Origin of the sequence: Hyphomonas sediminis (genome assembly GCF_019679475.1) — a bacterium.
In the GTDB taxonomy this organism is placed as follows: Bacteria; Pseudomonadota; Alphaproteobacteria; order Caulobacterales; family Hyphomonadaceae; genus Hyphomonas; species Hyphomonas sediminis.
The window spans coordinates 2,455,554-2,474,808 of the sequence record NZ_JAIEZP010000001.1 but is presented as its reverse complement, the minus strand read 5'-3'; the positions used below and the strand labels follow the sequence as shown (position 1 = coordinate 2,474,808).

The window sequence follows — 19,255 nt, the reverse complement described above, 5'->3', positions numbered from 1 at the left end:
TTACTCCGCAGGAGCGGGTTCAACGACCTGTTGAAGCTCGGTTTCGATGATGATTTCGACTTCGTCCGTGATGTTCGGGGCGTAGGTCGAGTTGCCGAAATCAGAACGCTTCAGCGTGGTGGTGGCAGAGAAACCGATCTTGTCAGCGTCCGGCGCCCACGGGAAGTTCGCCTTGCCGTTATAGGTCACGTCCAGGGTGACCGGCTTGGTCACGCCGAGGAAGGTGAGGTCGCCCGTGACCTTGCCGGTCGAGGCGGTGTCTTGCGTCACCGAGGTGCTGGTGAAGGTGATTTCCGGGAAGCTGTCGCCGTTCAGCCAGTTGGCGTTGCGGCCAAGGTCTTCGTTCCAGGAGCCGTAAACGCTGTCCGGGTGGCCAGCTTTGTAATCTGCCGGATAGTCGGTTTCGACCGAAAGCGGGTCGATCGTGACGGAGATGGAGTTGGCGGCCGGGTCTTCGGGGTTGAACTGGAGCGTGCCGTCAACCTTCTTGAAGCGGGCGGTGTAGTCCGACAGGCCAAAGTGGCCGACCTTGAAGGTGACGGAGGTGTGGGTCGGGTCCATCACATAGGTGCCGGCGGCGCCATATTCGACAGCGGCTTCAGGCGCAGCAGCGGTTTCAACGGTGGCTTCTGCAGCAGGCGCTTCAGCGGCCGGGGCCGCGGGGGTTGTTTCAGAGCAGGCGGCGAGCGCGAGGGCGCTGACAGCCGAGAGGATGAGAAGTCGCATGGAATCGGTCTCCAGTTGCCGTATGGGAACGCTCAAATTAGTGCACGCTTTTACAGTGTGAACCTCAACTTTAATATCCACGCCGCATATCATTTATTCAGAAACCAGAAGGGATGGACATGGCTTACGACGCTCCGGTCAGCGATATCGAATTTGCGCTGAGCGCTTTTGCCCGCATCGACAGGCTGCAGGGCCTTGCCGGGCATGAGGCCTATGACCCTGATCTGGTGCGCCCGATCCTGGAAGAGGCGGCCAAGCTGGCCAGGGATGTGCTGGCGCCGCTAAACCCTGTGGGGGACGCGCATGGCGCGGTGCTCACCGACGCAGGCGTTGTGGCGCCGCCAGGATTTGCCGATGCCTACAAGGCCTTCCAGGAAGGCGGCTGGATGGGCCTTTCTGCGCCTGAAGAGTGGGGCGGACAGGGACTGCCCAAGGCGCTGGCGCTGGGCGTGATGGAGATGTTCCATGGCGCGAATATGGCGTTTGGCCTGTGCCCGATGCTGAGCTTTGGCGCGGTCGAGGCGCTGCTGGCGCATGGCACGGACGCGCAGCGCACGGCGTACCTGCCCAAGCTCGTTTCGGGCGAGTGGACAGGCACGATGAACCTGACCGAGCCGCAGGCGGGCAGCGATGTCGGCGCGTTGAAGACCAAGGCTGAGCCCAATGAGGATGGCAGCTATTCTATCTCCGGCCAGAAGATATTCATCACCTGGGGCGATCACGACATGGCTGAGAATATCATCCATCTCGTGCTGGCGCGCCTGCCGGGGGCACCGGCGGGATCGAGGGGCATTTCGCTGTTTATCGTGCCGAAATTCATTCTGGATGCGGATGGTAATCCGGGTGAGCGCAATGGCGTGCGCTGCATCGGCCTTGAGAAGAAGATGGGCATTCACGGCAGCCCGACCTGCGTGATGGAATATGACGGCGCCAAGGGGTGGTTGATCGGCGAGGAAAATCGCGGGTTGGCCTGTATGTTCACGATGATGAATTCGGCACGGCTGAATGTCGGCCTTGAGGGCGTTGCTGTCGGCGAAGCAGCTTTCCAGACGGCGCTTGTTTATGCGCAGGAGCGCAAGCAGGGCGCGGCGGCGGGCGTGACGGGCTCGGCGCCGATCTTGCATCATGCGGATGTGCGCCGCACACTGACGACCATGCGCGCGAAGGTCGCCGCAGCGCGGGCGATCTGCTATGCGTGCGGCGTCGCGGCTGACCTTGCCCATAGCGCGGCGAGCGAGGAAGAGCGTGCCGAAGCAAAGCTGCGCGAAGACCTGCTGACGCCGATTGCGAAAGCCTGGAGCACGGATGTCGGCGTCGAGGTGGCGAGCCTTGGCGTGCAGGTGCATGGCGGCATGGGCTTCATGAATGAGACGCTGGCCGCTCAGCTCTACCGCGATGCGCGGATTGCGCCGATTTATGAAGGCACCAACGGTATTCAGGCGATCGATCTCGTGGGCCGGAAGCTTTCGGGCACCAAGGGCGCGTCGATGAAGGCGATGCTGACGGAGATCGACGAGACGGTGCGTCTGGCGCGGGCGAGCAATGATCCGCAGCTGGTGCAGATTGCAGACCGGCTGAAGGCGGCGTCGGAGGCGCTATCTGAGGCCAGCGACTGGATGGTGAAGACGCTGGCGGACGAGCCCGAGAAGGGGCTGGCAGGCGCAACGGAATACCTTGCACTGGCCGGCGATGTGATCGGCGGGCATTTCCTGGCGCTGGGCGCGCTTGCCGCGCGCGGCGGGGAGGATGTGGACCAGCGGATGCGTCAGCTGGCGCTGGCGGGATTCTTTGCCGAGACCTCGCTGGCGGCAGCGCCCGGACGTGTGCCGTCCATCACTGAAGGCGGCTCGCGCTTCCTGGAAGGCAGCAAGGCGCTATTTGGCGTTTAAGGCGTGGGTTCCTGGAGCTTCGGTAATGCCAGCAGGCAGGCGACCGAAGCGCAGGAGATCATCGCCGCAACTCCGGCGAGCGGCGCGATGCCGAGCGTGACGAAAGGTGCTGCTACGGCTGTGCCCACTGCCGTTGTGAGGAGCATTGCGACTAACAGCAGCGCTGCGGCGCGGGCGTCATCGCCCTGTGCGGCGAGGATCGCGCGATAGAAACCGGGCGGTCCGCGCAGGCCCAGACCGAGGTTGACCGGGATGAACAGCGCAGCGAGGACGAGCGGGTGTGTGCCGCCGGTCAAGCCATAGACCAGGATGCCGGTTACGCCGCCCGCTGAGATGACCGATCCGGCCAGGATCATCGTCTCGGCACCGAAGCGTTTGACGAGATGTCCCGCAGCATTTGAGGCCGCTATGAACAGGACAATGCCGGTGACCTGCATCACGATGAAGTCGCCCAGCTCGCCGCCGAGGCCTTTTGTGATCATCGCCGGCGCGCCAAAGACGAAAATCAGGAGGCCGCCGAGGGTGAAAGCCTGACTGAGCGCGTAGCGGAGATATACCGGATTTCTGAGGTGGTGAAGATAGTTGCCTTCACCGCGCGTCGATGGCGGCAAAGGAATGCGATGTTGTTGCCGCGCGATCAGGCCGGCAACGAGAATCGACAGTATGCCAATCAGGTAGAACGAGCTTTGCCAGCCGAAGGCGAGGAGGAGCCACAGGCCAAAAATGGGCGCTAACGCCGGCACGAGTGACTCCACAGAACCCATCAGCCCGAGGGCACGTACCGCTCCGTGCGCGCTGAACATGACGCGGATAATTCCTGGCGCAAACACAGCTGCGGCTGCTCCGCTGAGGCCTTGTACGAACCTGAGAGCAACCAGCGCGGGCAGGTTGGGGGCAAGTGCGCAAGCGACCGATACGGCTGCGTAGATGAGAAGTGACGCAATGAGCAGCTTGCGTTGGTCTATCCGGGCGCCGAGTTCGCCAAACAGAATGAGCCCCAGACACGTGCCGCCGACGTAGGACGCAAGCACCAGCTGCGCCATGGCCTGCGTGCCATTCAGTATCTCCGGCAGCTCCGGAACTGCGGGAAGGACCAAGTCTATGCCGGCGATGCCAAGCGTCGTGCCGAGAATCAGCAAGGCAAAGGCGAGACGGGACGCCCTGGAAGGATTCGTATCTGTGATCATAAGAGGCGGGCTTATGCCTCGATTGCGGGGAGCGTGTCGACCGGTTGTTGATGGGGCGAGCAGTGGCCGGTATGAGGGGCTCTGACCCCTAGGAGCTGCCGGCGAATGGCCTGGACCAAGACTTATACCGGTGATGAGCCGGTGCGCATCAACAAGTGGCTGGCCCAGGAAGGCGTGTGTTCGCGCCGGGAAGCCGATGCGCTGATCGAGAAGGGCCTTATCAAGCTGGACGGCGTGCCGGTGACGGTGGCGGGCGAGCGCGTCAGCAAGGGCCAGACGCTGAGCCTGACGGATGCAGCGTCGCGCCGGCTGGATAACCAGCTGTCGGTGGTTCTGAACAAGCCAGTCGGATACGTCTCGGGAACGCCGGAGCCGGATGAAACGCCGGCGATCCGGCTGGTGACGGCGGAGAACCTTTCAGGCGCCGCGCATGCGATCCCGCAGCGGTCCAACAAGATGGCGCCCCTAGGGCGGCTGGACAAGGATTCCCATGGCCTGCTGATCCTTTCGGAAGATGGAGTCCTAGCCAAGGCGATCATCGGGCCGCTGAGCGAGATGGACAAGGAATACATTGTCCGCGTGCGGGGCGATATCACGCCTGGCAAGGTGAATTTACTTTGTCATGGGCTGGAGCTGGACGGGCGGCAATTGCGCCCGGCGCAGGTGACCCATGAGAAGGGGCAGGTTCTGCGCTTCATCCTCAAGGAAGGGCGTAACCGCCAGATCCGCCGGATGTGTGATCTGGTTGAGCTGCGCGTTCTGGACCTTGAACGTATCCGGGTTGGTCCGATTTCGCTGGCCGGCCTGCCGGAAGGCAAATGGCGACCGCTGGGCGCGAAGGAGCGCGCGGCGCTGCTGGCAGCCGGTGCCGGTGAAGAAGTGCGTGCGCGTCCGCCGCGCCGGGAAGAGCGCCGCCGGGATGACGAACGCCCACGCCGCAGCGGCCCGCGCAGCGACGGCGACAAGCCACGTTCCTTCCGGGACCGGCCGCGCGAGGACGGCGACCGGCCAAGACGCGGGCCGGGTGACCGACCTGCGCGCGCCGGCAAACCGGGCGACAAGCGGGGGCCGAGACCCGACAGGCCGGAACGGTCAGACAGACCGGGTAGGCCGGATAGAGCCGACAGACCTGCCAGATCTGACCGATCTGATCGGCCCGACAGGCCGGAGCGGTCGAAATTTGGCCCAAAACCCGATCGGGATGGCTTCAAGCCGGCACGCCCGGGCGCAAAGCCTGCCCGCCCCGGTGGCAAACCGCCGAGACCCGGCAGCAAGCCCGCGACATCGGCTTCGCCCGCGGATGGAAACAAGCCTTCGGCGCTGAAGGGCGACAAGTTCAAACGCACCAAACTGCCGCCGAAAGTGCGCCGTCCGATCAAATGATCCTTCCCCCGCGTGACGGCTCGACGGGCTGCCTGATGCACGTATCGTGGCCAGTATGGATGGATTTGTATCAGAACCGACCCAGTATAAGGGTCTGACTTTCCCCTTCGGTGTGCGTGCGCCGGAGGCCGGGGAAGCGATCGAGGTGGCGCCCGGCGTGGAATGGACGCGGATGCCGCTGCCGTTTTCGCTGAAGTTCATCAATGTGTGGATCATCGATGACGGCGATGGCTGGACCATCGTGGATACCGGCATGCCCCTGCCGGACACGAAGGACGCCTGGCGCAAGCTGCTGGATACGCGCGTTACCCCGGAAAAGCCGCTGAAACGCGTGATCGTCACGCACATGCACCCCGACCATGTGGGCAGTGCTGGCTGGCTTTGCTTCAAGTATGGGGCCGAGCTGCTGATGAGCCGCCTGGAGTATACGACCTGCCGGATGCTGGTGGCCGATACCGGGCGCCCGGCGCCGAAGGCGGGCATCGACTTCTACCACCGCGCCGGATGGCCGGAGAGCTCCATCGAGAATTACAAGACGCGGTTCGGCGGCTTTGGGCGCGGCGTGAGCCAGATGCCCGATTCGTTTGTGCGACTCGAAGACGGTGATGTTCTGCAGATGGCGGGGCAGGACTGGCGCGTGATTATCGGAAATGGCCATTCGCCGGAACATGTGAGCCTGTTCTGCGAAGCGCTGAACTTGGCCATTACGGGCGACCAGCTGTTGCCGCGCATCTCATCCAACGTGTCCGTGCATCCGACAGAGCCGGCGGCCAATCCGCTGGATGACTGGATGCGCAGCTGCGAGAAGCTGATCCGGGAGTTGCCGGAAGACTGCTTCATCCTGCCGGCCCACAACGAGCCGTTTACGGGCGCGCATATCCGCTTGAGGAACCTCATCGCCGGGCACGAAACCTCGCTGACGCGCTTGCGGCAGAAGCTGGAAAAAGGGCCGGTGAAGGTGATCGATACGTTCGTGACCCTGTTTGGCCGTGCCATCGGGCCTGAAGACTATGGCAACGCGACTGGAGAAGCGCTGGCGCACCTCAATTACCTGATCCATCAGGGGGAAGTGGTGACCCGCCCCGGAGAAGATGGGGCACTGCTTTATTGTCTCGCCTGAAGCGCTGTTTCGCCTCACGCTGAATTGCAGTCATGCAGGGTATTTGACCTTCGCATGGGCCGGGCTTTTCGTCTAAGACTTGCCCGGCTTACCGCGGATTGAGGTTTGAATGACTGAGGAAAACAGCGCTGTGGCCGAAGATGCGCCGCAGGAGGGCCTCTGGGCGAAGATCAAGCAGGAGTTGCGCGAATGGGGCGCGACACTGGCGATTGTGACGCCTGCTTTCCTGCTGTTCACCGGCCTTATCTATGAGCAGCGCGTTATTCCGTCCGAGAGCATGGTGCCGACACTTGAGGTTGGCGACCGGGTGGCGGTTTCCAAGTTCGCCTTTGGCTATGGCCGTTATTCTCTGCCGCTGAGCATCGGGCGCTATTTGCCACTTGGCAAAGGCCGTTTCTTTGCCAGCACGCCGGAGCGCGGCGATGTGGTGGTGTTCGAGCATACCTATTCGGAACGCGTGATGATCAAGCGCGTGGTGGGACTGCCGGGCGATACCATCCAGATGATCAATGAAGAGCTGGTGATTAACGGCAAGCCTGTGGACGCCGAATTTGTGCGCCAGGTGCGCTACACGCCTGACCGAACGGATTTTGTGGATACCGCCTTTGAATGGCGGGAGACGCTGGACGGCAAAAGCTGGATGACCCATCGCGGCCTGAGGGGCCATCCGGTGGACGATACCGTACTGTTTGTGGTGCCGGAGGGACACATGTTCCTCGTCGGTGACAATCGCAACAATTCTTACGACAGCCGCGAATTGTCGGGCCATTGCCCGCCGATCAACGGGGTTGTCGACCGGACAGGGTGCCCCTTGCGCGTGCCGGTGGACGATGCATCCATCGGGTTTGTGCCGCTCGATCACCTGATTGGGCGGGCAGACACGGTGCTTATGACGTTCCATCGTTGCAAGCTGGAAGACGGTGAGGCCTGCCGGAAACGTGTATGGCGCGGCCTCTGAGCCTGGTAATCCACATCTTGCCGGGCCGGGCCAACACCGCTAGTCGGGGTCTGACCGGGGGCGCGGGGCCCTGACGGCACGTGACGGAAGGCTGGCGATGCCCGACAAGACATCGACATTGGCCCGTCGCGGTCCGATTATCATCTCCCGCCACGGGAAACCCGCGCTCAATCGGGATCTTGGCCCCAAACTGCATTGGCATGAGTATATCGATTGGTGGGCCCGGTACGAGATCGGCCCGCTTGCTGAAGGGCAGGAGGCACCCCAGGCACTGAAGGATATGGTGGCGGATGCTGATATCGTGTTTGCCTCAGGCCGCCTGAGAGCCCAGCAGACTGCAGACAGTGCCGCGCCGCATCTGAAGGCGCAATACGATCCGGTGTTCAATGAAGCGCCGCTGCCGCCGCCGCAATTCCATGGGCTACGGGTGCTACCCAAGACGTGGAATGTGATGGCGCGGATGGCCTGGCTGACCGGGCATTCTTTGGATGGGGAATCCCTGTCGGAAGCCCGTGTTCGCGCCAAGGCGGCGGCCTTGAAGCTGCACGAAGCGTCTGATGATGCGAAAGTGTATCTCGCCGCACACGGATGGTTCAACCGCATGATCCGCCCGGAACTTCGCAAGCTCGGTTGGGTTTGCGTTAAGGATGGCGGGGACAGCTATTGGAGCTATCGCCTCTACGAATACCGTGGAAGCTGACACGATAACGGTTGTCGCGTCCGAAAGCGGGCTTTAGACAGTCATAAACGCATTTTGAGAGCAGGCGAAGCAATGTCCGATGCCAAGGCCAAACCCGTTGACAAAATGAGCTTCGAAGAAGCGCTCGCGGAGCTGGAAGGCATCGTGCGGCAGCTAGAAGCAGGCGAAGTTGAGCTGGAAAAGTCCATCGCCATTTATGAGCGGGGCGCTGCCCTTAAGGCGCATTGCGAAACGCGCCTGAAATCTGCCGAGCTGAAAGTGGAGCAAATCGTGCAAGGGGCTGGCGGTCCGACGACCGAATCGGCCTCTTTCGATTAGGGCGCCCGCTATGGGGGCAGACTTGGAAGAAATGGCAGACTTTGAGCAGCGCCTGAAAGAGGTGGCTGACAGGGTTACTGTAGCGCTCGATCAACTCATTCCGCCTGCCAGCGGACCGGAGGCCAACCTGATGCGCGCCATGAGGCATGCGGCATTGGCCAATGGAAAGCGGATGCGGCCGTTTTTTGTGCTGGAAGCCGGGGCCATGTTCGGTGTGTCGGAAAAGAGCCTTCTGCGGACCGCGGCGGCGCTGGAGTGCGTGCATTGTTACTCGCTCGTTCACGATGATTTGCCGTGCATGGATGACGACGACTTCCGGCGGGGGCAGCCGACGGTTCATAAGGCCTTTGACGAGGCAACCGCCGTACTGGCAGGCGACGCGTTGCTGACGCTGGCGTTCAAGATCCTGGCGTCCAGCGAGACGCATGACGACCCGGCTGTGCGGGTGATGCTGATTGAGCGCCTGTCTGATGCTGCCGGCGCGCGCGGTATGGTGGGCGGCCAGATGATCGACATGCTGGAGGAGGAGAGCCCGCGCGACCTGAATACGATCACGCGGATGCAACGGCTGAAGACTGGCGCGCTGATTTCCTATGCGCTTGAATCAGCAGCAATTATTGGGCACGCAAGGGAAGCGGAACGCAACGCGCTGGCCGGGTTTGCCAACGATTTGGGCCTCGCCTACCAGATTGCAGACGACATTCTGGACGCCGAGGGCGATGAAAACGTGGTCGGAAAGGCGCTCGCCAAGGACAAAGATGCCGGAAAGGCGAATTTTGTGACACTTCTGGGCGTTGATGGGGCCCGCCAGCGGGTGCGGCTTCTGGCCGCTCAGGCCAAGGAACATTTGGCAATTTTTCGTGACAAGGCCCACATCCTGCTGCATTCCGTTGATTATGTGCTGAACAGACCCCGCTAAAAAGGGCCCGTCGCCCAGGAAAGCACGCAGATTATGACCGATTCCCGCCCCAACCGTCTTCTCGACGCAATCGACACGCCTGCCGACCTCAAGGGTCGAAGCCGCGCAGACCTGAAGCAGATCGCGCAGGAAGTGCGCGATGAGGTGATTGATGTTGTCTCGGTGACCGGCGGGCATCTCGGGTCGGGCCTTGGAGTGGTGGAGCTGACGGTCGCGATCCACTCCGTGTTCGACGCGCCCGATGACAAGCTGATATGGGATGTTGGCCACCAGTGTTATCCCCACAAGATCCTGACCGGTCGCAAAGATCGGATGCGGACTTTGCGCCAGGCGGGCGGGCTGTCGGGCTTCACGAAGCGTTCAGAGAGCGATTTCGATCCTTTCGGCGCCGCGCACGCTTCCACGTCGATTTCTGCAGGGCTGGGTTTTGCCAAGGCGCGCGATCTTCAGGGTAAGGACAATCACGTCATCTGCGTTATCGGTGATGGCTCGATGTCGGCCGGCATGGCCTATGAGGCGATGAACAATGCCGGAGCAGACCGTTCCCGGATGATCGTCATCCTCAACGACAACGATATGTCGATTGCGCCCCCCGTCGGCGCCATGAGCCATTATTTCTCGCGGCTCGTTTCTTCGCGCCCTTATCGCGGCCTGCGCCGGATCGCGAAAAAAGTGATACAGCCCATGGGCTTGGAGTCACCTGCGCGGCGGGCGGAAGAATATCTTCGTGGTTTCGCGATGGGCGGGACACTCTTCGAGGAGATGGGCTTCTATTACATCGGGCCAGTTGACGGGCACGATCTTGATACGTTGCTGGACCTTCTTGAAAACATCAAGGTGATGCAGGATGGGCCGATCCTCCTGCATGTCGTGACGCAGAAGGGCAAAGGCTACGCGCCGGCTGAAAACTCGGCGGACAAGTATCACGGCGTCTCGAAATTCTCGGTTATCACCGGGGAGCAGGCCAAAGGCTCGGGCGGACCGCCCGCCTATCAAAAGGTTTTCGGTCAGACGCTGGCGAAGCTGGGCGAAACCGACGACCGGATTTGTGCCATTACTGCTGCCATGCCGTCCGGTACGAGTACGGACATTTTCGGCAAGAAGTTCCCGAACCGTCATTTCGATGTGGGTATTGCCGAGCAGCATGCAGTTACGTTTGCCGCGGGTCTTGCAGCCGATGGTATGAAACCTTTTTGCGCCATCTATTCGACTTTCCTGCAGCGCGGCTATGACCAGGTGGTGCACGATGTTGCGATCCAGCAATTACCGGTTCGCTTTGCGATCGACCGCGCCGGCCTGGTAGGCGCAGACGGCGCGACCCATGCTGGTAGCTTTGATGTTGGCTATCTAGGGGCGTTGCCGGGCTTCGTGTGCATGGCGCCTTCGGACGAGGCTGAGCTTGCGCGCATGGTTGCGACTTCGCTTGAAATTGACGACCGCCCAAGTGCCTTCCGCTACCCGCGCGGAGAGGGCGTCGGCGTTGAAATTCCCGCGATCCTCAAACCCCTGGAGATCGGCAAAGGCCGGATCGTGCGCGAGGGCAACTCAATCGCCATTCTTTCTTACGGCACACGGCTGCAGGAAGCGCTGAAGGCTGCCGACATGCTGGCCGCGCAGGGCCTTAGCGCAACCGTCGCCGATGCGCGCTTTGCCAAGCCCCTGGACGAGGAACTGGTTGAACGGCTGGCCCGTGAGCATGAAGTGCTGGTGACCGTGGAAGAAGGCTCTCGTGGCGGATTCGGTAGTTTCGTGCTGGAACATCTGGCCAATTGCGGGGCGCTCGATAGCGGCCTCAAGATGCGGGTGATGACCCTGCCGGACATTTTCCAGGATCAGGACACGCCTGCAGCCATGTATGATCAGGCGGGGCTTTCGGCGCGCCACATCGCAGCGCGCGCTATTGAGGCATTGGGCCGGGGCGACCTGGCAGCGATTGAGCGCCCGGCGCGCGCCTGATCGTTTGCCACACTAACTTCACAGTTCCGCCCTGTGCCTGCTCATGTGGGCAGGATATGCAGGTGGCGTTTCAGGAACCCGATTCCGCCTGCAAGAAGGAAGTTAGATACATGATCCGTCTCAGCCTTGCTGCCGCCGCTTCTGCGATTGTGCTTGCTGCCTGTGCGACCTCGACCGAACCGGCAGGCAAGCCGGACGCGGCGGTTGTTGTGCCTTCCCAGTTTGAGCTGGGCATGAGCACCGCCGATGAACTCAAGGCTGCTGGAAATGTGCCGACGGCCGTTCAGCGCCTTATGCAGCTCGCCGGCGATCCGGACATTTCGCCGGAGCAAAAAGCCAATGTCCTTTATGAAATGGGCGTTCTGAGCATGGGGCAGGGTGGCTACGATGTCGCCGGAGCCGTCGGCTATTTCGACGAAGTAATTGCCGATTACCCGGGCACTGATTGGGCGAAGAAAGCTGGTTCCATGCTGCCAGAAGCGCGCGCGCAAATGGAAGCCCTGAACGCAATCATCGCTTCCCCGAATGCGACCCGCACGGAGCAGTTCAACGCTCTGATGAAGTTGGGGCGCCATCTAGATGCGATTGACCTGATGACCCAATATTCGATCGAGCCTGATAACGAGGCGACGCTCGCCATGTTCCAGATTGGCTATCTCTGTGATGAGACCGGGCTTGCTGGCCAGCGCTACAGTGTGACCGATCGTGATGGTACGGTTCGCAACCTCCGCTTTTGCGACATGGGCAAGTAAGCGTAAACTGTTCCCCTGAATGAGGGGGGCAGCATGGACTGCAAGGATTTTCGCCAGAGACCTTCCGCCTTAGAGAAAGGCGAAGTTCTCTGGCGAGCCTATCCGGACAGGCTGGAACAATACGCGCTCGATGGCGCCTTGATCCGGACCGTTCCATTTTCCAGGGTACGCCGGTTGCGCGTTGCTTGGGCGCCGAGCCGTATGCAGCCGGGGCGCCTTTTGCTGGAACTTTCCGGGCAGACTTCCCGGGTTACCCTTTCGAACATGCACTTCGCCGGCATAGGGAACTTCGAGGATCGCTCAGAGAGCTTTTATCCTTTCCTCTGGCTGATCGCGCTGGGTGTGCGCCGGGAAAGCCCGCATGCCGTTTTCCGGGCCGGCGAACGGCCGGAGCTCTACTGGCCGTTGCTGGCCTTTGCCATTGGCGGGTTGGCGTTGCTGGTGGCGGTGTTGTGGGCTCTGCCCATTGGCGCGGAAAACGCCGGGACCGCGGCTCTGATCAAGGGTATTGTAATCCTTGGAAGTTTGCCCTTGCTGGCCGGTTGGGCGTGGAAATCGCGCCCGAGGGAATTTGATCCGGAGCATGATCTGGACGAGCTGGTGGCTATACGCGGTGAGCGGTAGCGCAAACCGAGCCCTGAGCCGCGCACATTCGATCAAAGTCACTTCATGGCAGCATGAATGACGCAACGTTTGGCCCACGGCGGCAAATTCGTCCTCAAAACTCCGCGAGCGTCGACCGCAGGGGAGAAAAACGACGCCGTGTCGCATCTGAGGCCCTTCAATATCTGGCCGACGCGTGGTTGTCTGATGACCAGATACAAACAACCCGAGGAAACCCATGTCGTCAGATCTTCTCCCCCCGAACTGGCCCGCTATGTCGATCGATCAGGCGAATGCACTCCTCGCTGGGCCCGGCTCTCCGTTGGAACTCATTGAAGCCGAAGTGCGCGGGGTGAAATACAAGGTCTACAAGAACGCGCCACCGAACGTGCCGGTGATCCTGGATCTTGCCGCAATGCAATTCCCGGAGCGAACGTACCTGGTTTACCAGAACGAGCGGGTGACTTTCCGCGCCATGCAACTGGCCGTCCGGCGCCTCGCCAAGGAGCTGCGCGACACTTACGGCATCCAGAAGGGAGACCGCGTTGCAATCGTCATGCGGAACTATCCGCAATGGGCGCTCGGCTTTTATGCCGCGCTTAGCCTTGGCGCGATTGCGACGCCGATGAATTCCTGGTGGACAGCAGAAGAACTGGAATACGGCATCTCCTTCGCCGGTGTGAAGCTGGCGATCGTTGACCTGCAGATTTACGAGCGCGTTCGCGACCACCTTGAGAAAATGCCGGAGTTGAAACACCTGCTCATCGCGCGGGATACGGCAGAAGAGATTGCGGACCCACGCGTTGTTTCCCTCGATGCGATTGTGGGAGATCCCAACAGCTGGATCGATCTGGAGGATGTGGGGCCGACGGGTGTCGAGATTGGACCGGATGACGACGCGACGATCATGTATACGTCCGGAACTACCGGAAAGCCGAAAGGCGCGCTGGCGACGCACCGGGCGATCATCACCAACATGTTCAACTCGTCGACCTGTCAGGCGCGGATGTTCCTGCGCAAAGGGGAGGCGATCCCTGAGCCGGACCCAACGGCAATGCGCGGTACACTGATTTCCATCCCATTCTTCCATGCGACAGGCGCGTTCGCCATTCTGGTGCCGTCCGCGCTGCGCGGTGACAAGATCGTGTCGATGTATAAATGGGATGCGGGCGAAGCGCTTCCGATTATCGAGGCAGAGAAGATCACGGCCGTCGGCGGCGTGCCAGCAATCGCCTGGCAGCTGCTGGAACATCCGGACCGGGACAAATACGACCTTTCCTCGATCCAGGCCATTTCTTATGGCGGTGCGCCGTCTGCGCCCGAGCTTGTGTCCACCATCAAGAAGCGCTTTCCGGAAGCGGCTCCGGGCAATGGCTGGGGCATGACGGAGACTTGCGCGACCGCGACGCTCAATATCGGGGAAGACTATGTGAACCGGCCATCCAGCGCCGGTGCGCCGCCGCTCGCTGTCGAACTGAAGATCTGTGATCCCGATGGCAATGAAGTGCCGCGCGGCGAGGTGGGGGAGCTGTGGTGCAAGGGCGCCGCGAACTGCCGTCTCTACTGGAACCGCCCGGACGCAACAGCCGAAACCTATCGCAATGGGTGGGTCGTCACCGGAGATCTTGCGCGGATCGATGAAGAAGGTTTCCTCTATCTCGTGGACCGCGCGAAAGACATGCTGATCCGTGGCGGTGAGAATGTGTACTGTATCGAGGTGGAGAGCGCGCTCTATGACCATCCGGCGGTGATGGACGCCGCCGTGGTCGGTATTCCGCATAAGGTGCTTGGAGAAGAGGTCGGGGCGGTGGTTCAGCTGAAGCCTGGCAAGTCGGCAACTGAAGCGGACCTGCGGGCGCATGTGGCCAGCCAGCTGGCGGCGTTCAAAGTGCCGGTCGAAATTCAGTTCCAGGCAGATCCGCTCCCGCGCAACGCCAACGGCAAGATCCTTAAGGCGGAGCTGCGGCAGCGATTCAAGCCCAGAGGGTAACGTTTATGGCAATGCAGACGCGCCGCATTGGCGACAGGGATGTTCATGCAGTCGGCCTCGGCTGTATGAATATAACACATGCGTATGGGCCACCGATGGACGAGGGGGCGGCCAAGTCGCTGCTCTCTCGTGCCCTGGATCTTGGATGCGACTTCTTCGATACGGCGACGCTGTATGGCTTTGGCCGTAGCGAACAGCTGATTGGGGAAGCGTTGGGGGCGCGCAGGCAGGACTACTTCCTGGCGAGCAAATGCGTCCTGGGTTTTCGTGAACGCGAACGCATTCTGGACGCACGTCCGGAGGCGATCAAGGCCGCGTGCGAAGCAAGCCTGAAACGTCTGAATACAGATGTTATCGATCTGTATTACCTGCACAGGCCCGACCCAAATGTTCCGATTGAAGATTCCGCAGGAGCGATGGCGGATCTGATCCGGGAGGGAAAGATCAGATATTACGGCCTCTCCGAAATGGGCGAAGAGCAGCTGCGCCGGGCGCACGCGGTTCATCCAGTTGCGGCTATGCAGTCGGAATATTCTCTTTGGGTGCGTAACCCTGAGATCGCGGTGCTGGATGCCTGCAAGGAACTGGATGTCGCTCTGGTTGCTTTTTCTCCGGTGGGGCGAGGCTTTCTGGCAGACCCGCCACCAAATCCTGAAACCTTCCATGCAACGGATATGCGGCGGACCATGTTTCCGCGCTTCTTGCCGGAATACTACTCGGCAAACCTGGCACTACTGGATGAAGCGCGGGCGATTGCGTCTGAGGCTGGCTGCACGGTGGCGCAGCTTGCGCTGGCCTGGACGCTGGCGAAGGGGAACCACGTTATCCCGATCCCCGGCACAACCAGTCTGGCGCATCTTGAGGATAATCACGCGGCCGCCGGCGTGAGCCTGCCGCAGGAGCAGGTCTCGCGCCTGGACGCGCACTTCGCACCCGAACGGGCAGCAGGTCCGAGATATTCCAGAGCCGGACAAGCCACCGTGACGACAGAGATGTTCGACTTCGAGAAATCGTTTCATGGCGGATAAGCCGCCAGTTGCGATGGAGGCGCGCGGCGAGGGGGATGATGGCAGGCGCTATTCACCCTCCAGCGCTCGGAACCGGCAGCCAATTCTCGATGTGCTTCGTGACGTTTTGCCTGCGAAGGCGAACGTTCTGGAGATTGCTTCGGGAACGGGTGAGCATGGCGCGTTCTTTGTAGAAGCGCTTTCCGACCTCCACTGGACTTATTCCGACATTGATCCGGCGGGCCTCGACAGTCAGCGCGCATGGCGGGGCGCGTTGAACTCGCCGCGCTTACACGGGCCTCTGCATCTGGATGCGGCAAGCGGACATTGGGGTAATGCGGAAGAGACTGGCCAGTGGGGCGCAATTTATAGCGCCAATATGGTTCATATTGCGCCGTTCAATGTTGCTGAAGGGCTGTTCCGAGGCGCAGGCAGATTGCTTCAACCGCGCGGACAGCTCGTGCTTTACGGACCATTTGCGCGCGCGGGCGAGATTGCGCCATCAAACGCAGCCTTCAGCGAAAACCTGAAGGGCAGGGACGCGCGTTGGGGCGTGCGCGATCTTGAATGGGATCTGCGGCCATTGGCAGAAGCCGCCGAGCTTAGATTGGACAAAATCGTAGAGATGCCCGCGAACAACCTGATGGTGTTCTTCATCAAGAATTAGCGCGCCGCATCATCCGCAAGCAGAATATGCGGCGGCTGTTTCGGGATTGTTCAACTATGCCTTGCCGCCGCCGAAGCGTTCAGTCCATTCTTCCACCTGCGTATCTTCGATTTTCTGGAAGAGCACATCGGGCGGTGTAATCGCGTGGCCGTGCGGAAGCGCGTCGAGCAGCGCGGCAAAGTCTTCCGGCTTCGTGCCTGTGGGCATTTTCCGGTTCTCTTCCGGAATGCCCAGCGCATCCAGAATTCGCTTTGCTGCGTCCGGAATGATCGGTTGCGCGATGATGCCGAACAGGGCGACCAGATTGAGCCCTGCGCGAACGCCGATGGCGGCGGCGTCGACATCGGACTTATACTTCACCCAAGGCTCAGCCTTGGTGAGGTACTCGTTGCCAGCGGCCCAGATTGCGCGCGTTTCAGCGGCGGCCTTACGGAACTCCATGGCCTCATAGAATTCGATGAGACGCGGCAGGCGCTCTGCCAGTTCATTTGCCATCCAGGCTTCTGCCTCGCCGGGCGCGCCGGTGGAGGGAACCTTGCCGTCGAACTTCGAGGCGCAGTATTTCGTGATGCGGTTCACGAAGTTTCCGAGCACGTTGGCCAGATCCGAATTTACAGCGGCCTGGAAGCCTTCCCATGTGAATGCCGCGTCAGAGCCTTCAGGCGCATTGGAGATGAGATACCAACGCCAATAGTCAGACGGCAGAATTTCCAGCGCCTGATCCATGAAGACGCCGCGTTTCTGGCTGGTCGAGAATTTCCCGCCATACCAGGTGACCCAGTTGAAGGCCTTCAGCTTGTCGACGGTTTTCCACGCTTCGCCACTACCTAGCAGGGTTACCGGGAAACCGACCGTGTGGAAGGCGACGTTGTCCTTGCCCATGAACTGGACATATTCAGTCTGGTCGGCGCCTTTGTCCGTCTTCCAGAGCGGTTCCCAGTCATTGCCCGTCGCCTCGGCCCATTCCTGCGTTGCGGAGATGTAGCCGATGGGCGCATCGAACCAGACGTAGAAGACTTTCTTTTCAAAGCCCGGACGTGGATTGCCGTCCGCATCCGTCACTTTGATACCCCAGCTGAGGTCACGCGTGATGGATCGGTCGATGAGGCCTTCATCAAGCCATTTGTTGGCGATGGAAACGGCGAGCGATGGCCAGTTCTTGCCTTTTTCGTTGACCCATTCGCGGATGCGGTCCTGCATGCCGGTTTGAAGCAGGTAGAGATGATCTGTGTCGCGGATCTCGATGTTTCGGCTTCCGGTCACGGAGGAATAGGGATTAATGAGGTCTACGGGGTCGAGCAGGCGGCCGCAGCTGTCGCATTGGTCGCCGCGCGCTTTTTCATAACCGCAATGGGGGCAGGTGCCCTCTACATAGCGGTCCGGCAGGAAGCGGCCATCGTCGATCGCGTAGACCTGTTTGGAGGTGCGCACTTCGATGAGGCCGTTCTTTTCGAGCTGCTGGGCGAAATGCTGCGTGATCTTGTGATTGGCGGGGCGGGAGGTGCGGCCGAACCAATCGAACGACAGGCTGAAGCCCTCACCGGCCTTGCGCTGGATTTCGTATTGCTCGTCGCAATATGCCTGCACCGTCTGGCCGGCAGCCTGCGCGGCGAGTTCAGCGGGCGTTCCATGCTCATCCGTGGCGCAGATATAGGTCACATCATGGCCCAAGAGCCGCATCACGCGCGCATACACATCGGCCGGGAGCATCGACCCGGCGAGGTTGCCGAGGTGCTTGATGCCGTTGATGTAGGGCAGAGCGGACGTGATGAGAATGCGCCGAGGGGTGGTCATGGGGCTGTTTCAAAGCCTTTCTTTTGCAGGAACGCGCCTTTTAACGCGCCTGTGGGCAAAGGAAAGCGTTAGGCGCGGTTCCAATAGGTGACCCGGCGCAGAAGGATCTCCATCGGCCCATAGGCCAAGTGGGCGCGCCAGACGCCGCAAAAGCCCAATGAAAACATGCCGACCAGGATTGCGGTGAGAAATGCCTCCGAGGTGCTCATATTGCCAAAGAGCCCGGCGCCGTAGCCTGAATAGAGCGCGGAAAAGATCACAGACTGAAGCAGATAGGCTGTCAGGGACGCTGATCCGGCGCGCGCCAAGAAGTGTGTGGTTGCGCCAGCGCGGCGACGGGCGAGCAGGGAGATGAGCCCGGCATAACCCAGCGCCGAAAGCGGCGAGAACGCCATCAGAAGGGCGCTTCCGAAGAGAAACCGGCTGGAAACCATGCCCGGCGCGCTCATAAGCAGTGTTGCGGCCCAGATGCTTCCGGCGAGCCCGATTGGAAGAAGGAAGCGTCGGGAAATTTTCCAGATTTTGGCCGATGGTTGGTCGAAGACGTCGAGTTTTGCGAGGGCTATGCCCAGGCAGAAAAAGCCGAAAACAGAAATGCCCTGCTGGAGCAGGACTGAAGGCAGAACGCTGGGTAATTGAGACAGGCGCCAGCTGGCGGCGTCAAAGAAGCTGCCTGTCGTGAAGGCTGTTGCCTGGAGCGCATCTCTGCTGGCGAGGGATTCGGCTACGTCGCCGAGATCAGCGGCTCCAAGCAGAACTCCAAGCAACAGCAGGATCATTACATTGAGGCCGATGAGCGCAGTGCCCAGAGCGGCAAGGGCCGCCGATGAGAGTCCGCGGATCAGAAAGAGCAAGCATCCAAGGGCGCCGTAGATCATCAGGATGTCGCCATGCCAAAGGTAGGTAAAATGAAGCAAGCCGAGACAGATCAGAAAAAGCATGCGCCGATAGTACCTTCCCGCGGGGCTTGCGCCTTGTGCTGCTGCTGCCTGCACCTGCCAGAGTAGCCCCGCGCCGAATATCATGGAGAATAACGGGTAGGACTTCATGAGGAACAGGGACGCAACGGTCAGGTATGCGGTCTTGTCGGACTGTGTTTCCAGCGCTGAGCCTTGAAAAACTTCAGAAGCTGGAAAAGCGAAGCCGAAGACGTTGACCACAGCAATGCCTATCAAGGCGAAAGCGCGCACCAAATCCGCCGTCAATGAGCGCTCGGTTGGGTGGGGCATCGTGGGCTCCTGACAGCGGCGGCCAGAGAAGCAGGCCGGCGCGCGCGGCACAAGCAC

The 19,255-nt window shown here is 61.0% G+C and carries 17 protein-coding genes; 13 read left to right on the top strand and 4 right to left on the bottom strand.

Annotated features, from left to right (window positions below; translation table 11 throughout):
• The gene (locus K1X12_RS12205) at nucleotides 1-726 is read right to left on the bottom strand and encodes a YceI family protein (RefSeq protein WP_220987846.1); all 726 of its coding nucleotides are present in this window, start codon (nucleotides 724-726) and stop codon (nucleotides 1-3) included.
• A 119-nt stretch (nucleotides 727-845) separates the two neighbouring features.
• Between K1X12_RS12205 and K1X12_RS12200 the strand changes: the two genes are divergently transcribed.
• Nucleotides 846-2,615 carry an acyl-CoA dehydrogenase family protein gene (locus tag K1X12_RS12200; RefSeq protein ID WP_220987845.1) on the top strand — a complete coding sequence of 590 codons (1,770 nt, stop codon included), beginning with the start codon at nucleotides 846-848 and terminating at the stop codon, nucleotides 2,613-2,615.
• Here the strand turns inward: K1X12_RS12200 and K1X12_RS12195 are convergent.
• The gene (locus K1X12_RS12195; RefSeq protein WP_220987844.1) at nucleotides 2,612-3,802 is read right to left on the bottom strand and encodes an MFS transporter; all 1,191 of its coding nucleotides are present in this window, start codon (nucleotides 3,800-3,802) and stop codon (nucleotides 2,612-2,614) included. The genes K1X12_RS12200 and K1X12_RS12195 overlap by 4 nt on opposite strands.
• Nucleotides 3,803-3,907: 105 nt before the next feature.
• Between K1X12_RS12195 and K1X12_RS12190 the strand changes: the two genes are divergently transcribed.
• From K1X12_RS12190 to K1X12_RS12135, 12 genes are all read left to right on the top strand, one after another.
• The gene (locus K1X12_RS12190) at nucleotides 3,908-5,185 is read left to right on the top strand and encodes a pseudouridine synthase (protein ID WP_220987843.1); all 1,278 of its coding nucleotides are present in this window, start codon (nucleotides 3,908-3,910) and stop codon (nucleotides 5,183-5,185) included.
• A gap of 55 nt (nucleotides 5,186-5,240) precedes the next feature.
• Nucleotides 5,241-6,305, top strand: a complete 1,065-nt coding sequence (locus K1X12_RS12185) for an MBL fold metallo-hydrolase (RefSeq protein WP_220987842.1) — start codon at nucleotides 5,241-5,243, stop codon at nucleotides 6,303-6,305.
• A gap of 109 nt (nucleotides 6,306-6,414) precedes the next feature.
• On the top strand, nucleotides 6,415-7,263 hold the full coding sequence (gene lepB, locus K1X12_RS12180) for a signal peptidase I (RefSeq protein WP_225907965.1): 849 nt from the start codon (nucleotides 6,415-6,417) through the stop codon (nucleotides 7,261-7,263).
• A gap of 97 nt (nucleotides 7,264-7,360) precedes the next feature.
• Nucleotides 7,361-7,963, top strand: a complete 603-nt coding sequence (locus tag K1X12_RS12175) for a histidine phosphatase family protein (protein ID WP_220987841.1) — start codon at nucleotides 7,361-7,363, stop codon at nucleotides 7,961-7,963.
• Between the two features lie 72 nt (nucleotides 7,964-8,035).
• A complete protein-coding gene (locus tag K1X12_RS12170) occupies nucleotides 8,036-8,281 on the top strand; it encodes an exodeoxyribonuclease VII small subunit (protein ID WP_220987840.1) in 246 nt (81 codons plus the stop codon).
• A 31-nt stretch (nucleotides 8,282-8,312) separates the two neighbouring features.
• Nucleotides 8,313-9,200 (top strand): polyprenyl synthetase family protein, encoded by an 888-nt coding sequence (locus K1X12_RS12165; RefSeq protein ID WP_220988887.1) that lies wholly within the window; start codon nucleotides 8,313-8,315, stop codon nucleotides 9,198-9,200.
• A gap of 33 nt (nucleotides 9,201-9,233) precedes the next feature.
• On the top strand, nucleotides 9,234-11,156 hold the full coding sequence (gene dxs, locus K1X12_RS12160; RefSeq protein ID WP_220987839.1) for a 1-deoxy-D-xylulose-5-phosphate synthase: 1,923 nt from the start codon (nucleotides 9,234-9,236) through the stop codon (nucleotides 11,154-11,156).
• A 110-nt stretch (nucleotides 11,157-11,266) separates the two neighbouring features.
• Entirely contained in the window at nucleotides 11,267-11,908 is a 642-nt protein-coding gene (locus K1X12_RS12155) for an outer membrane protein assembly factor BamD (protein WP_220987838.1), read from the top strand.
• A 219-nt stretch (nucleotides 11,909-12,127) separates the two neighbouring features.
• Complete coding sequence (locus K1X12_RS12150; protein WP_220987837.1) at nucleotides 12,128-12,532, top strand: hypothetical protein; 405 nt, start codon at nucleotides 12,128-12,130, stop codon at nucleotides 12,530-12,532.
• A gap of 217 nt (nucleotides 12,533-12,749) precedes the next feature.
• A complete protein-coding gene (locus K1X12_RS12145; protein ID WP_220987836.1) occupies nucleotides 12,750-14,501 on the top strand; it encodes a class I adenylate-forming enzyme family protein in 1,752 nt (583 codons plus the stop codon).
• Nucleotides 14,502-14,512: 11 nt separating this feature from the next.
• Entirely contained in the window at nucleotides 14,513-15,529 is a 1,017-nt protein-coding gene (locus K1X12_RS12140) for an aldo/keto reductase (protein WP_220988886.1), read from the top strand.
• On the top strand, nucleotides 15,519-16,175 hold the full coding sequence (locus K1X12_RS12135) for a DUF938 domain-containing protein (RefSeq protein WP_220987835.1): 657 nt from the start codon (nucleotides 15,519-15,521) through the stop codon (nucleotides 16,173-16,175). Before K1X12_RS12140 ends, K1X12_RS12135 begins: the two co-directional genes overlap by 11 nt.
• A gap of 54 nt (nucleotides 16,176-16,229) precedes the next feature.
• Here the strand turns inward: K1X12_RS12135 and metG are convergent, their stop codons facing one another.
• Together metG and K1X12_RS12125 are read right to left on the bottom strand one after the other, a co-directional pair.
• Nucleotides 16,230-17,969, bottom strand: coding sequence for a methionine--tRNA ligase (metG, locus tag K1X12_RS12130; protein WP_220987834.1), 1,740 nt, complete (start codon nucleotides 17,967-17,969; stop codon nucleotides 16,230-16,232).
• Between the two features lie 68 nt (nucleotides 17,970-18,037).
• A complete protein-coding gene (locus K1X12_RS12125; protein ID WP_220987833.1) occupies nucleotides 18,038-19,198 on the bottom strand; it encodes a DUF418 domain-containing protein in 1,161 nt (386 codons plus the stop codon).
• Between the last annotated feature and the right edge of the window lie 57 nt (nucleotides 19,199-19,255).